General features: G+C 45.5%; 17 protein-coding genes and 4 pseudogenes. 13 read left to right on the forward strand and 8 right to left on the reverse strand.

What is annotated here, in order from left to right:
* The 3 genes from RJD28_17885 to RJD28_17895 all read left to right on the forward strand — a co-directional run bounded on the left by RJD28_17885 (nt 1) and on the right by RJD28_17895 (nt 2612).
* A complete protein-coding gene (locus RJD28_17885) occupies nt 1-1692 on the forward strand; it encodes an FAD-dependent oxidoreductase (GenBank protein WNV57995.1) in 1692 nt (563 codons plus the stop codon).
* 126 nt (nt 1693-1818) lie between these two features.
* Nucleotides 1819-2028: a 4Fe-4S binding protein gene (locus RJD28_17890; GenBank protein ID WNV57996.1), complete on the forward strand. Its 210-nt coding sequence runs from the start codon at nt 1819-1821 to the stop codon at nt 2026-2028.
* Nucleotides 2025-2612, forward strand: a complete 588-nt coding sequence (locus RJD28_17895; protein ID WNV57997.1) for a 4Fe-4S binding protein — start codon at nt 2025-2027, stop codon at nt 2610-2612. Before RJD28_17890 ends, RJD28_17895 begins: the two co-directional genes overlap by 4 nt.
* A 51-nt stretch (nt 2613-2663) precedes the next feature.
* On the opposite strand, the gene RJD28_17900 is transcribed toward RJD28_17895, so the two are convergent.
* The gene (locus RJD28_17900; GenBank protein WNV57998.1) at nt 2664-3320 is read right to left on the reverse strand and encodes a Crp/Fnr family transcriptional regulator; all 657 of its coding nucleotides are present in this window, start codon (nt 3318-3320) and stop codon (nt 2664-2666) included.
* A gap of 135 nt (nt 3321-3455) precedes the next feature.
* Between RJD28_17900 and RJD28_17905 the strand changes: the two genes are divergently transcribed.
* From RJD28_17905 to RJD28_17950, 10 genes and pseudogenes are all read left to right on the forward strand, one after another.
* Nucleotides 3456-4226 (forward strand): DUF134 domain-containing protein, encoded by a 771-nt coding sequence (locus tag RJD28_17905; protein ID WNV57999.1) that lies wholly within the window; start codon nt 3456-3458, stop codon nt 4224-4226.
* A 69-nt stretch (nt 4227-4295) separates the two neighbouring features.
* Nucleotides 4296-4454: a rubredoxin gene (locus RJD28_17910; GenBank protein ID WNV58000.1), complete on the forward strand. Its 159-nt coding sequence runs from the start codon at nt 4296-4298 to the stop codon at nt 4452-4454.
* Nucleotides 4455-4500: 46 nt separating this feature from the next.
* Complete coding sequence (locus RJD28_17915; protein WNV58001.1) at nt 4501-4878, forward strand: desulfoferrodoxin family protein; 378 nt, start codon at nt 4501-4503, stop codon at nt 4876-4878.
* Nucleotides 4879-4895: 17 nt separating this feature from the next.
* The gene (locus RJD28_17920) at nt 4896-5405 is read left to right on the forward strand and encodes a ferritin (GenBank protein WNV58002.1); all 510 of its coding nucleotides are present in this window, start codon (nt 4896-4898) and stop codon (nt 5403-5405) included.
* Nucleotides 5406-5506: 101 nt separating this feature from the next.
* Nucleotides 5507-6445 carry a hypothetical protein gene (locus tag RJD28_17925; GenBank protein WNV58003.1) on the forward strand — a complete coding sequence of 313 codons (939 nt, stop codon included), beginning with the start codon at nt 5507-5509 and terminating at the stop codon, nt 6443-6445.
* Between the two features lie 2 nt (nt 6446-6447).
* Nucleotides 6448-6753, forward strand: a complete 306-nt coding sequence (locus tag RJD28_17930) for a hypothetical protein (GenBank protein ID WNV58004.1) — start codon at nt 6448-6450, stop codon at nt 6751-6753.
* A gap of 136 nt (nt 6754-6889) precedes the next feature.
* Nucleotides 6890-7099, forward strand: a pseudogene (locus RJD28_17935) (thioredoxin family protein).
* A 111-nt stretch (nt 7100-7210) separates the two neighbouring features.
* Nucleotides 7211-8134, forward strand: coding sequence for a thioredoxin-disulfide reductase (trxB, locus tag RJD28_17940; GenBank protein WNV59674.1), 924 nt, complete (start codon nt 7211-7213; stop codon nt 8132-8134).
* Nucleotides 8118-8333, forward strand: coding sequence for a DUF6132 family protein (locus RJD28_17945; protein WNV58005.1), 216 nt, complete (start codon nt 8118-8120; stop codon nt 8331-8333). Before trxB ends, RJD28_17945 begins: the two co-directional genes overlap by 17 nt.
* Nucleotides 8318-8499, forward strand: a pseudogene (locus RJD28_17950) (cytochrome c biogenesis protein CcdA). Before RJD28_17945 ends, RJD28_17950 begins: the two are co-directional and overlap by 16 nt.
* Nucleotides 8500-8629: 130 nt before the next feature.
* Here RJD28_17950 and RJD28_17955 read toward each other — a convergent pair.
* From RJD28_17955 to ltrA, 7 genes and pseudogenes are all read right to left on the reverse strand, one after another.
* Nucleotides 8630-10042, reverse strand: a complete 1413-nt coding sequence (locus tag RJD28_17955) for a relaxase/mobilization nuclease domain-containing protein (GenBank protein WNV58006.1) — start codon at nt 10040-10042, stop codon at nt 8630-8632.
* A 62-nt stretch (nt 10043-10104) separates the two neighbouring features.
* The gene (locus tag RJD28_17960) at nt 10105-10389 is read right to left on the reverse strand and encodes a hypothetical protein (GenBank protein ID WNV58007.1); all 285 of its coding nucleotides are present in this window, start codon (nt 10387-10389) and stop codon (nt 10105-10107) included.
* A 159-nt stretch (nt 10390-10548) separates the two neighbouring features.
* A complete protein-coding gene (locus tag RJD28_17965) occupies nt 10549-11001 on the reverse strand; it encodes a VOC family protein (GenBank protein WNV58008.1) in 453 nt (150 codons plus the stop codon).
* 43 nt (nt 11002-11044) lie between these two features.
* Complete coding sequence (gene catA, locus RJD28_17970; GenBank protein ID WNV58009.1) at nt 11045-11668, reverse strand: type A chloramphenicol O-acetyltransferase; 624 nt, start codon at nt 11666-11668, stop codon at nt 11045-11047.
* A 156-nt stretch (nt 11669-11824) separates the two neighbouring features.
* A pseudogene (mobC, locus tag RJD28_17975) lies at nt 11825-12156 on the reverse strand (plasmid mobilization relaxosome protein MobC).
* Nucleotides 12156-13259, reverse strand: a pseudogene (locus RJD28_17980) (helicase). The pseudogenes mobC and RJD28_17980 overlap by 1 nt, the downstream one beginning before the upstream one ends.
* Before the next feature lie 324 nt (nt 13260-13583).
* Nucleotides 13584-14873 (reverse strand): group II intron reverse transcriptase/maturase, encoded by a 1290-nt coding sequence (gene ltrA, locus RJD28_17985; protein ID WNV58010.1) that lies wholly within the window; start codon nt 14871-14873, stop codon nt 13584-13586.
* Nucleotides 14874-14998: the final 125 nt, after the last annotated feature.

Genomic DNA, 14998 nt, shown 5'->3' on the forward strand with positions numbered 1-14998 from the left:
ATGAAAGTTGTTATTGTAGGTGGTGTGGCTGGCGGTGCTACCGCTGCCGCCCGCATTCGCAGACTAAATGAGCAGGCAGAAATTGTGGTTTTTGAGCGGTCAAAGTTTATTTCCTATGCCAACTGCGGTCTGCCTTACTATATCGGAGATGTAATTACCGATCCGGAAGATCTGACCTTGCAGACCCCGGAGAGCTTCTTCTCCCGTTTCCGTGTTACCATGAAGGTACGGCATGAGGTGACCGCCATTCATCCTGACAGAAAGACGGTATCTGTGAAGAACCTCGAAACCGGTGAAGAATTTGAAGAAAGCTATGATAAGCTGATCCTCTCTCCCGGTGCAAAGCCCACGCAACCGAAGCTGTCCGGTATGGATGTGGACAGGCTGTTCACGCTGCGTACCGTGGAAGATACCTTCAAAATCAAAAACTATATCAATGAAAACAAGCCGAAGTCTGCCGTACTTGCAGGCGGTGGCTTCATTGGATTGGAGCTTGCGGAAAATCTTCGGGAGTTGGGTACGGATGTAACCATCGTGCAGAGCCAAAAGCAGCTCATGATGCCTTTTGATGCAGATATGGCAGCGTTTATTCACGCAGAAGTCAGAAAGCACGGCATTCATCTGGCGTTGGGGCATAAGGTGGAAGGCTTCACCGAAAAAGACGGCGGTGTAGATGTTCTGCTCTCGGACGGCACATCCCTACACGGAGATATGGCGGTACTTGCCATCGGTGTAACGCCGGACACTCATCTTGCCAAAGATGCCGGATTGGAGCTGGGCGTAAGGGGTAGCATTGTGGTGAATGACCGCATGGAAACTTCTGTGCCTGACATTTACGCCGCAGGAGACGCCGTACAAGTCAAGCATTTTGTCACAGGAGAAGATACCCTCATCTCCCTTGCAGGACCGGCGAATAAGCAGGGACGCATCATTGCCGACAATATTTGCGGTGGCGACAGCCGATACATGGGTAGTCAGGGCAGCTCTGTAATCAAGGTGTTCGATTTGACCGCCGCCTCCACCGGTATCAACGAAACCCATGCGAAAAATGCAGGGCTGAATGCAGATACGGTCATTCTGTCCCCCATGAGCCATGCAGGATATTATCCCGGCGGCAAGGTTATGACTATGAAGGTGGTTTTTGAAAAGGAAACCTACCGTCTGTTGGGCGCACAGATCGTGGGCTACGAGGGCGTAGATAAGCGGATCGACGTATTAGCAACTGCTATCCGTGCAAAAATGACAGCCGTAGAGCTGAAAGACTTAGACCTCGCCTATGCGCCGCCCTATTCCTCGGCAAAAGATCCTGTCAATATGGCAGGATTTATGATCGACAACATTGCAAATGGAACACTGAAACAGTGGCATCTTGCGGATTTGGAAAGTCTGCCGATGGACGGCAGTGTCACGCTTCTTGACGCCAGAACCGTAGGAGAATACCGGCGTGGTCATATCGACGGCTTCTTAAACATTCCGGTGGATGATCTTCGAGAGCGATTGAACGAGCTTGACAGGAGCAAACCTATCTATGTGATCTGCCAAAGCGGACTGCGCAGCTACATTGCCAGCCGCATTTTGGAGGGCAACGGTTTCGCTGCCTACAATTTCTCAGGTGGTTTCCGCTTCTACGATACTGTTATCAATGACCGTGCGCTTGTGGAATCTTCGTTTACTTGTGGTATGGATAAATAAGAATGTCCCACATTTCCTGTATCATTGGAAATGTGGGGTAGGTATTGCTTTGGTGATGTCATCACGGAAGAATATCATGCTTTCTGCTATAATACCAACTGTTAAGGGAACATGGGGAGGGCTATTATGACGGCGATCAAAAAGAAACGAAAGGCATTCGTGGATCAGGAGTATTGCGTTGCTTGCGGATGTTGTGTTAAGGTTTGCCCCCTTGGGGCAATTCAAATCAGGCAAGGTGTGGCTGCACAGGTGAATTTGGAAAAATGCGTTGGGTGCGGCAAGTGTGCAAAGGAATGTCCGGCAAGCGTAATTGTGATTCAGGAGGCAGAGGCATGAGCAAGCAGAAAAAGCGTTGGTATGATTATCTCTGGATCGCATCGCTGACCTACTTAGTACTGGGATTCTTTAATATCCTGTTTGCGTGGCTGGGGTTGATTTGTTTTCTTGTTCCACTGATTATTTCCATAGCCAAAGGAACAAAAGGATATTGTAACCGCTACTGCGGACGGGGACAACTTTTCGGCATCTTGGGTGGACGCTTCGGACTATCACGGAAAAAGGATATTCCCAGGTGGATGAAAAGCAAATGGTTTCGGTATGGTTTCCTGATTTTCTTTTTTGTGATGTTTTTTCAGATGCTCTGGAATACTTATTTGGTTTTTGCAGGAGCGCAGGACTTAAAACAAGTCGTGACACTGCTCTGGACATTCAAATTACCTTGGAATTGGGCATATCACGGGACACTGTTCCATCCGGGCGTTACACAGTTTGCCTTTGGCTTTTACAGCGTGATGCTGACTTCGACCGTGCTTGGACTGATTACGATGGTACTGTATAAGCCACGAAGCTGGTGCGTTTACTGCCCGATGGGTACAATGACGCAGCTTATTTGTAAGGTAAAGGACAAAAAAGACGGATAAAACAATCGCCATCGGTACATACATACCGATGGCGATTTCGTAACGATTTCATTATTCGCTCAGTCCCCGGAGCTTCTCTTCGTCTGTGATGGTCACAGTACCACGGGACAGTTTGACCATGCCCTCGCTCTGGAAATACCGCAACATCCGGGTGATGACTTCCCGGTGAGAGCCGAGGTGGTTGGCAATGATTTCATGGGTGATTTTTAATTCGCTTGTGTTTTCAATGGTAGATTCCTCAAGTAAAAAAGCGGCTACCCGTTTATCAAGGCTTTTCCACATAATCTGTTCCATAAGCCACATTACATCGGAAAACCGACTTGCCATCAGTTCGTTGGTGTAGTTTGCAACCGGTGCAGATTCTTCCATAATGCTCTTGTAAATCTCAGAGGGGATCACCCACAGTTCCGTATCTTTTTCCGCCTCAATCGTGATTTCAAACTGAATAGAGCGCATGATGCAGGAGGCAGAGAACAGACACATATCCCGATCAAACAAACGATAGAGGCTAATCTCCCGTCCTTCATCGGAAAGAATATAGGCACGAAGCTGTCCGCTTCTTACCAGCAGAAGACCGGTACACTCCACAGTTCCGTTGTGAATCACAGTCCCTTTGTCCACTTTTCGTAAAACTGCATTTCGCTCCAAAATCTGCTGCTGGGTCGGTGTCAGTTTGTTCCAAATTGGAAAATAAGATGAAAAATCCATGGGTACACCTCCTTGAATACACATAGTATAAAATAATTTATAGCATATGTCAATAACTCCATTGACATATGGGAAAGGGAGATGTACAATGATCGTATAAATGGCATATGCCGCAAATAATGTGGAGGTGAATCTATGCCAAGACCGAGAAAATGTAGAAAAGTATGTTGTCTGCCAGATAATGATGGTTTTGTTCCGGTTCGTGGCGGCGAGGAACTGACTCCCATTGTCCTGAATGTGGATGAGTATGAAGCTATTCGTCTGATTGACCGTGAAGGTTTTTCTCAAGAGCAATGCGGAGAGTATATGCATATTGCCAGAACAACGGTTCAGCAGATTTATGCAGCTGCCCGCAAAAAACTGGCCGATACGCTGGTTGAGGGACTTCCTCTGCGAATCGAGGGAGGGGATTTTACACTCTGTAGCGGTAACAGCGCAGCCTACGGGTGCAGAAATTGCTATCAGCAAAAAATCCATCCGATGCACAAAAAACCGAAAGGAGATCATATTATGAGAATCGCAGTTACTTACGAAAACGGAGAAATCTTTCAGCACTTCGGTCACACCGAACAGTTCAAAATCTATGATGTGGAAAATGGAAATATCATTTCGTCTGAGATTGTGGATGCGGGCACCAGCGGCCATGGTGCGCTGGCAGGAGTTCTGAGCGCCCTGAAGGTGGATGCCCTGATCTGTGGCGGTATTGGCGGCGGTGCACAGATAGCACTCAGCGATGCGGGTATCCGACTTTACGGTGGTGTTTCCGGAAGCGCTGATGTAGCAGCAGAAGCGCTGGTAGCAGGTGAGCTGGACTTCAATCCAAATGTCCGGTGTGATCATCACGACCACCATGGGGAAGGCCACTCTTGCGGTTCCCACAGCTGCGATCATCACTCCTGCGGCTAAATAGGTGATAAAGTCACGGAATTTGTGTCGTGATTTGGTAAAATATAGACACAGGAGGCGGTAAAATCTATGAAACAATATGTTTGCAGCATTTGTGGCTACGTTCACGATGAAGCTGTCGGTGATCCTGACAATGGAATTGCACCCGGCACAAAATGGGAAGACCTTCCTGAGGATTTTGAGTGCCCTCTGTGCAGCGTAGGAAAAGATCAGTTCTCTTATGAATAACCCGTAAATTCTGTAGTAAAAACAAATCATGTAAAGGAGAGTAACTATGAACGCAAAATTTTATATCTGCCGTCATTGCGGCAATCTGGTTGGTATGATTCACGACGCAGGTGTTCCCATGATGTGTTGTGGTCAGAAAATGGAAGCTCTTGAGCCTAACACCGTAGAAGCCAGCGGCGAAAAGCATCTGCCTGCTGTTACTGTTGAAGATGGTGCAATCCATGTCAATGTGGGTTCTGTAGATCATCCTATGCTTCCGGAGCATTTCATTGAGTGGGTCTATGTTCAGACCGAAAACGGTGGTCAGCGTAAGGTATTGAAGCCCGGTGACGAACCCCATGTCACCTTCTTCCTGGGAGACGATAAAGCAGTAGCTGTCTATGCTTATTGCAACCTCCACGGCCTGTGGAAAACTGAAATTTAACATGGAGGTTCTTGCAAATGAACGAAAAAGTACATGCGCTTATCAATCAACAGATAAATAAGGAATTCTATTCCGCATACCTTTATCTTGATTTTTCAAACTATTTCGAGGAAGCCGGGCTTGACGGCTTTGCCAACTGGTATAAAATCCAGGCTCAGGAAGAGCGTGACCACGCCATGCTTTTCTATCAATACCTGCAAAACGAAAACCAGAAGGTAACGCTCGAAGCCATTGACAAGCCTGATCTGAATGCAGCTTGCCATATGGATGTTTTGAAGGCAGGTCTTGAGCACGAAAAATATGTGACCTCGCTGATTAATGATATCTATAGTGAGGCTTACGAAGCAAGGGATTTCCGTACCATGCAGTTCCTCGATTGGTTTGTGAAAGAACAAGGTGAAGAAGAAACCAATGCAAATAATTTGATTTCCAAAATTGAACTCTTTGGCTCCGATCCCAAGAGCTTGTATATGCTCAATCAGGAATTGGCAACACGAATTTACTCTGCTCCTTCTTTGGTTCTTTAATCACTATAGCCTATAGATGATGGAAGCATAAAAGGCAGTATGCCGCCTGTCGGTTTCCGGCAGGCGGTTTTTTTACAGGAGGATACCTATGAGTCAAGACAATGCCAGCTTTACCTTTTTTACATCGCATAGAGGAAGTAGAACTGAACATTGAGGATGGACGCTGGCAATCTGCTTTGGCATTGGCGCTGACTTTGCCCGATATTTGCGGCGGCATTGCTTTCCCAGAAATTGTAAAACGTTATCGGGATGGGCGTGCTGTTCTGGACAGAAATCAGAGACCAACCCGTGATGTAGGAAATCAATATATTCGTTGGTTTGATACATACGCAGCACCTTTCTTTAAAGTCTCTGCGCAGGATATCTCTCCCTATATCTGCGGAGAACGATGCTGGCAGCTTCGGTGCGAATACCTGCACCAGAACAAAGGCTTTGCAAATACTGAGGACAATACCTCGATTCGTTTTCACTTGGGTGTGAATTGCGGAACCTCAGTTTGCCAACTGGATAGAATAAGTTCTGCCAACAGCCTCACGGACATCCGTATTGATATTGAACAGTTTTGCCGAAGAATGTGCCGAGCGGTCAGAGCTTATTATGAAGCAGTACATACAGAGAAAGATTTCAACCTTTATAATACGCCTGTTCTGGATTTTATAAAGGCATCACAAGATGAGAAATCAAATGCTACGATTGCCATTATGTGCAGTGATTCAGCCTATGGGAACGGACTGAGGCTGGTACTTCAAAACTTATCCAAACATATCCTTGTATTTGAAACCCCGGAAGCTGCAAGAAAAGAACTTGGCAAGAAAAAGCCTATGCTTTGGATTGTTACAGAACCTCTGACAAAACAGCCAGATCAGCCATGGAGGGCAGATAAAAGAACACCCGTGATTCTTCTGTCCAATCAACCGGAATCGGAAATAGCGATTGAAAAGAATGCGGGGAAATTGACCGTCTTGCCCTTGCCTGTTCTACTGGAAACTCTCCGTAATGCAGTTAAGGCTTATCTTTTGACAAAGGAGGATAAGAACTAAGAATGATTATTATTATCTTTTCACTCATCCTGTTGCTTCTTGCTTATTTCCTCTATGTCCAAAAGAAAAAAGTGATATCACTTCAACAGCAGATTGGTGACCTGCAAAATAAAAATAGTATTCTTGAGAAACAAGAGCTTGCAGCTGAACAGCATAACGATTATCTTAGGCAGGAAGCAAACACGGTTCATTTATATGCTTCTCTCTCGCTGGAGGAGACAAGAAAAACATCCATAAAAGAAAAGCAGTCTCAAATCATCCGTTCCAGTGAACATATCCTCGAATTACTTAATAGCGAAAAAGTTTAGAGCGGCAGCAATGCCGCTCTTTTTATGTGATATCATCACCGAAATGTTATTTTAGATTGGCTATACTATGCTCAAACAAAGGAAAGGAGCTGGCAATATGGCAGTTATCAATATCAATAGAAATCAATTTGAAGAAATGGTGCATAGCGGAAAAACTGTTCTGGTGGAATTTTCAGCCCCTTGGTGCGTATATTGCCGCCGTCTGGCTCCGGCATTGGAAAGCGTGGCTGAGGAATATAAGGATACGCTGGTATTCACTGCGGTTAACATTGATGATGAGCCGGAATTGGCTGAGGCCGAAGCTATAGAAGTTGTCCCTACTCTGCTGATCTATCACAGCGAACAGGCTCTTGGCTCTATCGTCGCTCCGGAATCCAGGGCGCAGTTGGTGGCGTTCATTGAAGAAACTTTACAGCACCAGACGCAGGAAGCAACTACTGTGCAGCATATTTACGACATGATCGTGGTAGGAGGTGGTCCCGGCGGCTATACCGCAGCCCTTTATGCCGCCAGAGCAGGTATGAACACCGTGGTTTTAGAGAAGTTATCCGCTGGTGGGCAGATGGCTCTGACCGAGCAAATCGACAACTATCCCGGCTTCGAGGATGGTATCGACGGCTTCTCTCTGGGAGAAAAGATGAAGCGAGGAACGGAACGATTTGGAGTGGAAACCAAGCTGACTGAGGTGCTGTCCCTGGAACTGTCCGGTTCTATAAAGAAAGCGGTGACCAGCGAAGGCCCTATGTACGCAAAGACCATTGTGCTCGCTACCGGAGCTGGCCCCAGAGAGCTGGGTGTTGATGGTGAACAGGAGTTAATCGGCAAGGGTGTCCACTACTGCGCAGCCTGTGACGGAATGTTCTATCGGAACAAAACGGTTGTCATCGCAGGAGGTGGCAATACCGCTGCGGCGGATGCCCTTATCCTCTCCCGTATCTGCAAAAAAGTCATCGTCGTTCACCGGAGAGATACCTTAAAAGCAACAAAGATCTACCATGAGCCTTTGATGAAAACGGAAAATGTAGAATTCCTCTGGGACAGTGAGATCGTCACACTGCTCCATAACGAAAAGCTGACCGGTATCCAGACTCGGAATGTGAAAACCGGAGAGGAAAGCACGCTTGCTTGCGACGGTGTGTTTGTCAGCGTCGGAAGAAAACCTTCCACCGAATTGGTGAAAGATCAGATTACGATTGATCCGGCTGGATACATTATCGCAGATGAGAGTACCTGCACCAACATCCCCGGTGTATTCGCCGTTGGGGATGTCCGCACAAAGGCATTGCGGCAGGTCGTGACTGCTGTAGCCGATGGGGCAACCGCTGTTCACTATGCAGAGGAATATTTAGCAGGAGGAATACGAGATGAAAGAAAATATTAAAAAATGGCTGAAGCCAATTCTATTTACCGTAGGCGGCGCTCTGGTCGGCCTTGCATATTACTACTTTGTGGGATGCTCCACAGGAGCTTGTCCGCTGACTTCTAACCCGTTCATCACGATGGCCCATATGGGCTTTATCGGCTGGCTGTTGTCCGGTGTGTTCGGAAATGGGTGTAGCGGTTCATGCAATATGCAATAACTTTCCTGGAGGGAATCATCACCTTCATATCGCCCTGCCTGCTTCCTATGCTGCCCATCTATATCTCCTATTTTGCAGGCGGTGGGCAACACACCACAAAAAGACTTTGTTGGACGCATTGGGATTTGTTAGTGGATTTACCGTAATTTTTGTAGCAATGGGCGCAGAAACCCTGCAGCGAGGAATTGACATGATTATTTCCGACAGGCGATGATCAGCATATTATATCGAAGTAAAATATAAAAAAGCGGCCACGGTCTCACACTCCAAAACGGAATGGACCGTGGCTATTTGCTTTAACGGAAGTTCTTCTTTTGCTCTTTCTCTTGTTCTTTTTCCTGCTCTTTCTGCCTGTCGATATTCAGAATCGTTTCAACCGTCCGTTTGGCAATCAGTAATTCTTCTTTCTCTTTTCTTATCTGACGGTACTCAGCGTAGTCTTGCTTTTTCTGGACTGCCAGCTGATGAAATTCCTCATACAGAGATTGACTGGATGGAAGCTTTGTAATCTGCAATTCGTCAAAGGCTTGCTTCGCCGCTTTATGAATTGTGATTTCCTGACGGTGTTCCTCAAAGAACTTTTTGCTATATCCAGACTTGCGGTACTCGATATAGATTTGTCTTGTGTTGCGATAATTTTTGATGTGCTGCTGCAATGCCTGAACCTCAACCATTCGTTTTTCTGCGGTCTTGATGGAATCAGACAATTCATCGAAACGGGCAGACAGCTTTTCAATATGAGCAGTCAGATCATCATAGTTGCCCAAGCCTTTTTCTTTCAGAAGAATGACGGTACGGGCGGCTTCTTTTCGGTTGAACTTCTTCGCCCACTTTTCATAACCGATGGTTTTACCTTCTGCCATCTTTGCCTGAATATCAATCAGCATCTGGAACTGCTTCGGGGCAGGAGCTTTGGCAAAGCCGCCTTTTGATTTATGCAGGTTCTTACCAGAGATAACAGCTTGAACTTCCTCTTTGCTATATCCTTCGCCCAGAGAACGCAGCCGAATGAAACGCTTCTGATTCTCGCCCTTGAACGCAGGCTGCTTTCCATCCTTGAACTCAAATCCCATGTTAGCCAGAGCCTGAGTGAAGCCATCGAAGCTCTTTGGTTTCTGCCTCAGCACCGCATCAATCGCATCACATAATTCGTCACGCTGGGTACGCTTCTTGGGATAAACGGTTCTTTTCTGGCGCTCCCGATATGGCTTCGGTGTAATAATGGACAGACCGTGTTCCAGGCAAACCATATCGCTGAGTCTTTGAACGGCCAGACCAGAAAGGAAGAAATTCTTGAATTTCCGTGTGGCATCCAGCGAGGTCGAATTATAAATGATATGGTTGTGAATGTGAGATTTGTCGATGTGGGTCGCAACGATGAAAGCGTGTTTGCCCTTTGTCCATCGCATCGCTGTTTCATAGCCGACCTGGTTCGCTTCTTCCGGCGTGATTTCTCCCGGCTTAAAAGACTGGCGTATCTGGTATGCGATGATATTGTTCTTCTGCTGTCTGCCGGTAATATGTTGGTACTGCCGTTTGGAAAGCAGAAATTCTTCATCCGCTGTCTTTGGATCACACTCATAGGAGCTGATAAATTCTCCATCATTGGTTTTTGCGGCGTTTTGTGAGTAGTCGGTTCTGTCTGCCAAACATTGAGCGACGGTCTTTCCCTTATTCACATGAAGCGCAATCAATCTTGTTGCTGCCATTCTCATCACTTCCTTCCCAAAAAGAAAAAGCCACCGGTCGGTGACTTTTCTCTGATATTATCTTATGACCTGATAAATGCTCCCAGACTTTCTCCTATATTCTCAGCTTTCATAACAGCCCAAACGAGCAGGAACACCGCTGCTATTGTCGCAATTCCAAGAACCACAAGGATAAGCAGGGACTGCCATAAAGCCTTTACAATGCAGTAAATCGCAGAGCAGCCAATGACCAAAAGCAGTACGCCAATCACATAGGACACAACGTTTGTAAGCAGATTTCCAAGGATGCAAATCAATTTTACAACGAACAGCACCGGCAGTGCCAATATCTTCAATACCAGCTTCATAGGTTCAACCCCTTTCTTCTAACTACATTGTACAAGGGTATCTGCCATAACGCAATGATGTCAACCCTTATGTAAAAAGAAAGGACGCAAAGGATTCTATCTCCTCTGCGCCCTAATATTTTCAGATTTTGTTCGTCAAACTGGGAGTTGTTTATTACTTTACAAAGGTTGCATCATCTCAAGAATGATTCCATCCGGGTCTCTGAAATAAAACGCTCTGCTTTCCCCAAAGCCATCTGCCCTGAAATCGAAATGTTGCGGTTCAGACAAGCACTCCACATGATTTTCGATAAGGGTTTTGTAGACAGAATCAATGTCATCCGTATAAAAGCACACTTCTGAGATAGATGTCGTAAACAAGTCTGATTGTTCTTTATGGATTTTGCTGTCTACAAACTGAATCAATTCAACCGGTGGTGCTTCAAGAGCCTTCGAACCGTTCAAATATGCAACCCTTGCTTTACAATTTTCCTTACGGAACATTTTATCTGTTTCTTTGCCTTCCATGAAGATTTCCCCCTGAAATTCAAGCCCAAGAATATCTCTGTAGAAAGCAATCGAGCGATCCAAATCAGAAACGGTTAATCCAACGTGATAAATTCTCCCAACCATATTTTCCCTCTCCAATAATTTCTTTATTTCATCAAACTTGAAGTTAACTATTTATCAATTCTTGCAGTTCATCGACAAACCGGCAGATATGGAATCCATCACATACCGCATGATGAACTTGAACTGCTAAAGGAAGCAAAATTCTCCCATCTTCCTCGTAATATTTCCCCAAGGTGAAAATAGGAATCAAATAATCATATCCTTTCTGCAAATTCAGATTAAAACCATCAAATGTTGACCACGGTATCATAGATACCGTAAAAACATTTTCCGGAACATCTGGTTTTCCTATCATGCTGTGATTACTTCCATACCGTTGAATATCGTTTTCATAAGCCCTTGAAAATTCTTCAATGTTCAGCATATATTCAGTCCAAAGGTCAGAAAATGTCTCTGTGTCCTCATGAAATACGGTATAGCTTGGTAGCATCTCGTCATATATTCCCAATTCACCCGCTTGGTTGATTGCCGTTCTGAACTCCGGATGACGGTTTACGATCGTTGTAAGATAATAAAGCATTGCAGGGTATAATTTCATTCGCTTCTTTTTTATTTGCGTAATATCCAATTTCACAGTCATACTGTATGTACAAGGTACATTAGTAAAGTAGTGTTCAAAATATTCATTTCGCTTCCAACTACTTCTATCAATTTTTTCAAATACCATCTAAGTTCCCTCACGAATTCCAATCTATCAATCTGTTTCCTGGCGAATTTCTTTAACAATATTGTAGTGTATCAATGTGAATATTTCAACCAACGAAAGATATTTCCTTATGTAAAAGCCGCAGTCGAAACTGCGACTTCTCGACAAGTTGTCGGATTACTGTATTGAGGACAGACGGACAAGGACTTCTTTCATATCCGTCCAAATCTCCTCCAGTCGTTTTTGCAAATCCTCAATGTCGGCATGATAGATGCTCCCCGTTTCATTCGCTCGCTTTGCGTACTGGTTCAGATTGTTGGAGCAGATTCGCAAAGGGAAACCAGAGCTTTCACATCCTGCAAATCCAGTCTGATGCAGTACCCATCCATCGCCATTTTCCGCAGATAGGCTCCCATGCTGCGGATGCCAAGCTCGTCCATCTTCTCATGGATTCGCTCGACCTCCTCTTTGGATGCAAGGAAATGAACATCCTGGTCTCGCTTTGTCATTACAACACCTCCTCACGGGTTTCAGAGTATTTTGCAGGCGGGATATGCTCCGCTTTGGATTTCAGATCAGCCAACACAGAAGGACGCTCTGGCTCGCTCCTTTCGTCACGATTTTCCGCAGAGTCCTCCATATTCAGGGCTGCATCCAGTTCTGCCAGTCGCTGACTTTTTGTTGCCAGCTCTGCTTCCTGCGGAAACGGTTTTCCAACCTCCGCCTTGGCTGCTTCCTGCTGATTGTAGAGGTTATTCAACTGCTCATTGGCTCGTTCTAAGCGCTCAGGAATGCCTGCAAGGGCATTGTCCAGTCGGGTGATATTTCCTCGTGCATCCGTGCCAAGGGCTACTCTGTGGCTCACAGTGCCCTTCAGGGTCACATCGAACTCGTTTCGGAAGCTGTCAAAAGAAAGCTCCATCTGAAAGCCACGGTAACTGCCAAGCGGAACCGGATCGGCGCTTTTGGTATCCTTACAAGCCGCAAGGAGGATTTCACCGGCATCTGCCTTTTCGGTGTAGGCTTTGCCCATGATTTCCATGCCGCAAAAGCCATCGGCAATCTGTGGGTGTGCTTCCACGGTTTTAATATCAGCTTCAAAGCCATGAATATAGCCTGTCTGCTTTTCAATCTCAGCCGGGAAGTATTTCAGGAGCTTATCTTCCATGCGGTACTGCTGGCTCTGGTGGTCAGCTTTCAGCACCTTCAGCCTTGCCACATCAATGTCCAAGTCCATCTTTTCCTTGATAAGCGGATTGCCGGCACACAGCGCCTTGATCTCCGCATAGGACAGTGCCTGCTCGTCCACATCGTCACAGGAGCGAACCGGTGATTTGGAGGTCATAATCTGAGAAATAAACTTCTGCTTGTTTTCCAAGGTCTGATACAGGTAGGCATCGAAGGTTCCCTCGGTCACATACTGATACACCTGAACCTCTTTGTTTCGGTTGCCCTGACGGATGATACGACCATTTCTCTGGGTCATATCAGACGGACGCCAGCCCACATCCAGGTGGTGAACTGCCACCAGTTTGTCCTGGACGTTGGTTCCTGCGCCCATCTTTTGCGTACTGCCAAGCAGCACTCGCACCTGCCCGGTACGAACCTTGGCAACCAATGCACGGGTGATCTCGCCCATAGGGACAGCCATCACATTCTGACTTGGGTTTCGGCGGCAAAGAGATTAAGTAGTAGCAATTATCTCTACCCAGACGGCAACCCTTTCTGCCATTCGTCCAGAAGTAACAGTAATGACAGTCGCTCGGCTTGTCTGCGGCATAAACAGGCTTGCTCAAATAAAACACCTCCCATCTCTTGTATTTGCCCATGGTTTGGGTAGAGTAGGCGGATGAAAGATTCATCCACCCCTCATCAAACCGTGCATGAGGTTCTCCCTCACACGGCTTTCCGACATTCTTCTTTCTACAGCATTACGTCATGCTCTAGCCATTTTCCTTAATCCTTTTTCGTAAATGCTATTTCTAACAAATCCCACTCTTGACATATGTTTACGCCTTTGGTGTTTCTTGTTATACCATCTTGTAAAGGTACAGATAATGTACCAGTCTAGTGCCTGCATCCATTTCTCATTTGTTTTGGTGGAATAATAATTCTTCCAACCTGTGATTTTCGGATTTAGATTCTTTATTAAATCCTCTTCCTTTGCAACTAACAGACTTCGACCGTTTACATTCTTTTTGATTTCTGCTTTCATCTTCTTCATGGCTTTCCTGCTCGGGTACTGATAAGTTTCTTTATACAATTGTCCTTTGCTTGTTTCCGTTGTCATTCTTCTGTGATGCATTCCAAGGAAGTCAAATCCCTCTTTTCCGTCCCACATGCTGACAATCTTTGTTTTTACTGGGTGTAGCTTTAAATCCAGTTTTGCCATGATATACTGCAATAAGTTCAGTGCGTGATTTGCACTTTTCTTATTCTTGCAGATAATTACTGTATCATCTGCGTACCTTACAAGAATACCGTGAGTAAGTCCATACTTTTCCCACAGTCTGTCCAGTGTATTTAAGTAGATGTTTGCCAATAACGGAGATATAACTGAACCTTGACTTGTTCCCTGTTCAGAAATTGTCAGTACATTTCCGTATAATACTCCTGATACTAACCATTGTCTTATCAGTTTCAATATCCTACGGTCTGATATTCTCTGCTCTACCAGTTTCATCAGCTTATCTTGGTTTACGTTATCAAAGAACTTCTCAATATCTGCGTCTACTACATAATAGCCCTTGTTGTTACACGCTTTCCTTACCACTTCCAGTGCTTGTTTGGCACTTCTTTTCGGTCGGAATCCATAGGAACAATCTCTAAAGTCAGCTTCGAATACTGGCTCTATTGCTATCTTGGTAGCCATCTGCACAATTCTGTCCTTGACTGTTGGTATTCCAAGAGGTCTTTCACTTCCGTCTGGTTTTGGTATCATAACTCGCTTTACTGGGGATGGTTTGTACTTTCCATCCATCAGTTCCGATTTGATTTCTGACAGATATTTTTCAATTCCCATCTCTTCAATATCTTCGATTCTGATACCATCTACACCACTGGAACCTTTGTTAGCTTTTACCCGTTTCCATGCTTCAAAAAGTACATCATCCCGATATACCTTATCATAAAGTGCATGAAATCTTCGGCTATCACATTTCTTGGCTGTCAGATATAGTTTGTTTTGAAGTTGTCGAACTTTTTCTTTGGAGTTGTTAGTCTGCATGACATTCTCTCACTCTTACCCTCTCTACAAACGAGAATGAAGCAAGGAACCTTCCCATAGACTGCGTTTTCTTGCACAGTCATTATCGGTACTATGTTCCTCTCCGACTCCCTCCCATCAGAAAT

Source organism: Oscillospiraceae bacterium NTUH-002-81 (assembly GCA_032620915.1).
Taxonomy (GTDB): Bacteria; Bacillota; Clostridia; order Lachnospirales; family Lachnospiraceae; genus JAGTTR01.

What these genes read in the sequence shown, in the direction of transcription:
- RJD28_17885 (WNV57995.1), top strand. Translation starts at nt 1, where the DNA reads ATGAAAGTTGTTATTGTAGGTGGTGTGGCTGGCGGTGCTACCGCTGCC.
- RJD28_17890 (WNV57996.1), top strand. Translation starts at nt 1,819, where the DNA reads ATGACGGCGATCAAAAAGAAACGAAAGGCATTCGTGGATCAGGAGTAT.
- RJD28_17895 (WNV57997.1), top strand. Translation starts at nt 2,025, where the DNA reads ATGAGCAAGCAGAAAAAGCGTTGGTATGATTATCTCTGGATCGCATCG.
- RJD28_17900 (WNV57998.1), bottom strand. Translation starts at nt 3,320, where the DNA reads ATGGATTTTTCATCTTATTTTCCAATTTGGAACAAACTGACACCGACC.
- RJD28_17905 (WNV57999.1), top strand. Translation starts at nt 3,456, where the DNA reads ATGCCAAGACCGAGAAAATGTAGAAAAGTATGTTGTCTGCCAGATAAT.
- RJD28_17910 (WNV58000.1), top strand. Translation starts at nt 4,296, where the DNA reads ATGAAACAATATGTTTGCAGCATTTGTGGCTACGTTCACGATGAAGCT.
- RJD28_17915 (WNV58001.1), top strand. Translation starts at nt 4,501, where the DNA reads ATGAACGCAAAATTTTATATCTGCCGTCATTGCGGCAATCTGGTTGGT.
- RJD28_17920 (WNV58002.1), top strand. Translation starts at nt 4,896, where the DNA reads ATGAACGAAAAAGTACATGCGCTTATCAATCAACAGATAAATAAGGAA.
- RJD28_17925 (WNV58003.1), top strand. Translation starts at nt 5,507, where the DNA reads ATGCCAGCTTTACCTTTTTTACATCGCATAGAGGAAGTAGAACTGAAC.
- RJD28_17930 (WNV58004.1), top strand. Translation starts at nt 6,448, where the DNA reads ATGATTATTATTATCTTTTCACTCATCCTGTTGCTTCTTGCTTATTTC.
- trxB (WNV59674.1), top strand. Translation starts at nt 7,211, where the DNA reads ATGATCGTGGTAGGAGGTGGTCCCGGCGGCTATACCGCAGCCCTTTAT.
- RJD28_17945 (WNV58005.1), top strand. Translation starts at nt 8,118, where the DNA reads ATGAAAGAAAATATTAAAAAATGGCTGAAGCCAATTCTATTTACCGTA.
- RJD28_17955 (WNV58006.1), bottom strand. Translation starts at nt 10,042, where the DNA reads ATGGCAGCAACAAGATTGATTGCGCTTCATGTGAATAAGGGAAAGACC.
- RJD28_17960 (WNV58007.1), bottom strand. Translation starts at nt 10,389, where the DNA reads ATGAAGCTGGTATTGAAGATATTGGCACTGCCGGTGCTGTTCGTTGTA.
- RJD28_17965 (WNV58008.1), bottom strand. Translation starts at nt 11,001, where the DNA reads ATGGTTGGGAGAATTTATCACGTTGGATTAACCGTTTCTGATTTGGAT.
- catA (WNV58009.1), bottom strand. Translation starts at nt 11,668, where the DNA reads ATGGTATTTGAAAAAATTGATAGAAGTAGTTGGAAGCGAAATGAATAT.
- ltrA (WNV58010.1), bottom strand. Translation starts at nt 14,873, where the DNA reads ATGCAGACTAACAACTCCAAAGAAAAAGTTCGACAACTTCAAAACAAA.